The sequence below is a fragment of the Oleiphilus sp. HI0132 genome (assembly GCF_001635845.1).
The window spans coordinates 1-3,187 of record NZ_LWGJ01000102.1; the positions used below are offsets into that span (position 1 = coordinate 1).

Consider the following 3,187-nt stretch of genomic DNA (forward strand, 5'->3'; position numbering starts at 1 on the left):
AATAACAAAGGGCTCTGATATGAAATACGCACTCTATACATTCTTTTCATTCGTAATATATTTATTTAGCACCTCAGCTTTCTCGCTAGAGAAGAAGTCCATCTGCACTTGGGATCCGGTGGGTACCAATGGTCCTGTGATGACTTTCTATGCTGACCTCAAACCTAAAGCTATAGCCTGGGGTATCGACCTCGAATTCAAGGCTTACACTGACGAGAAGGTTGCTTCCAATGACTTCAAAGCAGGCATTTGTGATGCCGCACACTTGAGTGCAATTCTGTCCCGCGACTATGTACCCTTTGGAGGCTCTCTTGATGCGATTGGTGGAATCATGTCGGATCAGGGGCTGAATAAAATACTGGCAACCTTAGCCAGTCCAAAGGCAGGCACCTTGATGAGTAACGGCAAATATGAAATTGTCGCCTCATTTCCCGTTGGCTCCATGTATGTATTCGTCAATGATAAATCTATTAACACAGTGCCTGACTTCAGCGGTAAAAAAATATCGGTTTTGAATGGTGACCCGCAAGCCTTCAAACTCGCCTCCCTGGCCGGTGCTTCTCCCGTTTCCACCTCTCTGGCAACCTTCTCTGGCCAGTTTAACAATGGCAATATCGATATTCTGTTAATGCCGGCATTGGCTTACAACACATTCGAGCTATACCACGGTTTAGGAGAGCAAGGTGGCATCATTGATTACCGTTTGTTTTACGGCATGCTCCAAACGGTTATCAAGAAGGAAAACTTCGCTCCAGATTTTGGCAACAAAATGCGTAAATACATGGTCTCTCGTCTCACTCAAATCCATAAGATGGTAAAAGATGCAGAAGACGAAATTCCTGCCAAGTACTGGATCAAAACAAGTGATGCATCCAAGTCTGAATTTGATACCTTTAGCCGAGATATTCGTTTGGCCCTAAAAGAAGATAGTACCTTTAACCCTAAGGCGCTGCGGCTACTATGGAAAATCCGTTGTGCTGAAGACCCTAGCCGCGCGGAGTGCAGTACGCCCGAATAGCCAACAAGTAACCCAAGCCTTTGAAAACTTATACGGGCGGTTGCCCCAAATCCAACCGCCTACATTGTTTACGTCATGCTGGCTTGATAAAGCACAATAATTAGTAAAATCACCGAGCTTAGCTGCCAAAAAAGTACGGGATTACGTTCCAACAACGGTGGCTTGGCTTTATTTACGTAGACTTTACTTGGATGATTCAGCTCATAAATAAACTCGGATACTTCACCATAGCGCTTTAAGGGGTCAATATGAACCGCCTTATTAATTGCGTAGTCAAACCAGCCAGGAACATCCCGCCCCTTATCGATGGATTGGTAGCCTAGCCGCCCTAGTGAACGCCGATCTTTAATCTTTGAAATATCATTGCCGTAAGGTAGTTCGCCACTTAACATCTTGTAGGTCATGACGCCTAGAGAGAACAGATCAGACTTGCTTGTTCCGCTTTCCCCCAAAAAGTATTCCGGTGCAGTGAATTGAGCTGTCCCCATAATGCCTTCGTTTTTACTGATCACCTCAGTAATTCCGGCTACTTTTGTTGCGCCAAAATCTATAATTTTTACCGTTCCCTGGCTATCAATCATGACATTATTTGGCCTTAAGTCCTGATGCACCATCTCTTGTCGATGAAAGGCCTGAAGCCCCTTAGCAATTTGAGTAACGATCTCTCGCACTGTTTTGATGTCCGGTTTAGGGTTATCCAGCATCCATTGTGCAAGCGTCTGCCCTTCAATATATTCGTACACTAAATAAATAAAATTACGCTTTCTATCAGGTTCAATTGCTTTCAAAACATGAGCATTGCTCACCCTTTTTGCAATCCACTCTTCCATCAAGAAGCTTTCCAAGTAATCCGGGTTATTTCTCATTTCTGTGGAAGGTGTTTTTATCACCACCTTCTTTTTTGTTTGTTGGTCTTCTGCTAGAAATACATGGCTACGACTACTGATATAGATATCACGTAGAATCATGTATCCATCAAACTCTTTACGAGCCTCTAATCTGGGGGCAGGAGGCAGCTGAGTAAGCTGCTGTTGTAACTCACTTAACTCTCGCGCAGGTAAACTATCGATGCTCACGATCTGCAAAGTTAAATTGTCATCGCTGCCCGCTGCCAGGGCTTCATTAACCAACTCTTTTGCCAAACTATCTGGTACTTTCCCTGTCTCCTCAAAAGCTCTCGTAATCGTATTCGCCAAATGCTTTTCAGTAAGAAACTCATACACCCCGTCAGTAGCAAGAATAAAGATATCTCCCTCACTTAGAGGAAGCGCTCGATAGTCCATTTCCAAAGTGTCATGAACGCCCAATGCGCGGATCAGGTAACTCGTTTCTGCATCAACGACATGTCGATGATCCTTGGTTAGTTGCTCGAGGTTATTGTCAGCAAGCCTGTAGATACGTGAATCACCAGAGTGAAAGCAATAAGCAGTGTTCGACTTAATAACAAGCGAACTAAAGGTACAGATATAGCCTTTGTCTTTATTAAAGCGATGCGGGCTATTTTGGGTCTGCGCGAACAGCCAGGAGTTAGTTGCTTTAAGAACCCGTTGAGCAGAGGTCTTCACAGACCAGGAGTCTGATGTGCTGTAGTAGTCCTGTATCAAACCTTTAACCGCGGTTTCACTCGCAATCTGGCTTACATTGCTGCTACTAATACCGTCAGCCAAAGCGACCACCAGCCCTTTGGACGCGAGCAAAGGCTCTTCCGGGGCATAGGCTGCATGGAAGTCCTGATTCAGGTCTTTCTTTCCTGCAGTTGAATACTGACTAACAGATACTTTAAGTTGCTTAGACATAAAAAACCCCGCCATTTCTGGCGGGGCTCCTATTATATTATTTTAGTATTAAGCGACCTTACGCTCTGGATTAGTCCTAACATGCGTCCAGTATAGTGGCAGACCTACTAGTAAGAAGCCGCCAGCAAGGTTACCCAAAGCTGTTGGGATTTCGTTCCATACGAAGTACTCGTATAAACCAAAGTCACCGCCCATGATCATAGAGAATGGGAATAGGAACATGTTTACAATAGAGTGTTCAAAGCCCATAAAGAAGAAGAGCATTACCGGCATCCACATTGCAATGATCTTACTCGTTGCAGAGGTTGAAATCATTGCACCGACAACACCCATCGATACCATCCAGTTACACAGCATGCCACGAATAAATATC

At 44.5% G+C, this 3,187-nt stretch carries 3 protein-coding genes; 1 reads left to right on the top strand and 2 read right to left on the bottom strand.

Features of this window, described 5'->3' with window-relative positions:
* Window positions 1-1,018, top strand: a 1,018-nt coding sequence (locus tag A3766_RS01295) for a putative solute-binding protein (protein WP_082906997.1), incomplete at its 5' end; no start/stop codon positions are given.
* 68 nt (window positions 1,019-1,086) lie between these two features.
* Here A3766_RS01295 and A3766_RS01300 read toward each other — a convergent pair.
* Both A3766_RS01300 and A3766_RS01305 read right to left on the bottom strand, forming a co-directional pair.
* Entirely contained in the window at window positions 1,087-2,814 is a 1,728-nt protein-coding gene (locus A3766_RS01300) for a bifunctional protein-serine/threonine kinase/phosphatase (protein ID WP_068641509.1), read from the bottom strand.
* A 48-nt stretch (window positions 2,815-2,862) separates the two neighbouring features.
* A partial coding sequence (locus tag A3766_RS01305) for a formate/nitrite transporter family protein (protein WP_197479163.1) occupies window positions 2,863-3,187 on the bottom strand: 325 nt, incomplete at its 5' end.

Bases quoted from the DNA above. Each gene is read 5' to 3' on its own strand.
- A3766_RS01300 (WP_068641509.1), bottom strand. From the start codon at position 2,814: ATGTCTAAGCAACTTAAAGTATCTGTTAGTCAGTATTCAACTGCAGGA.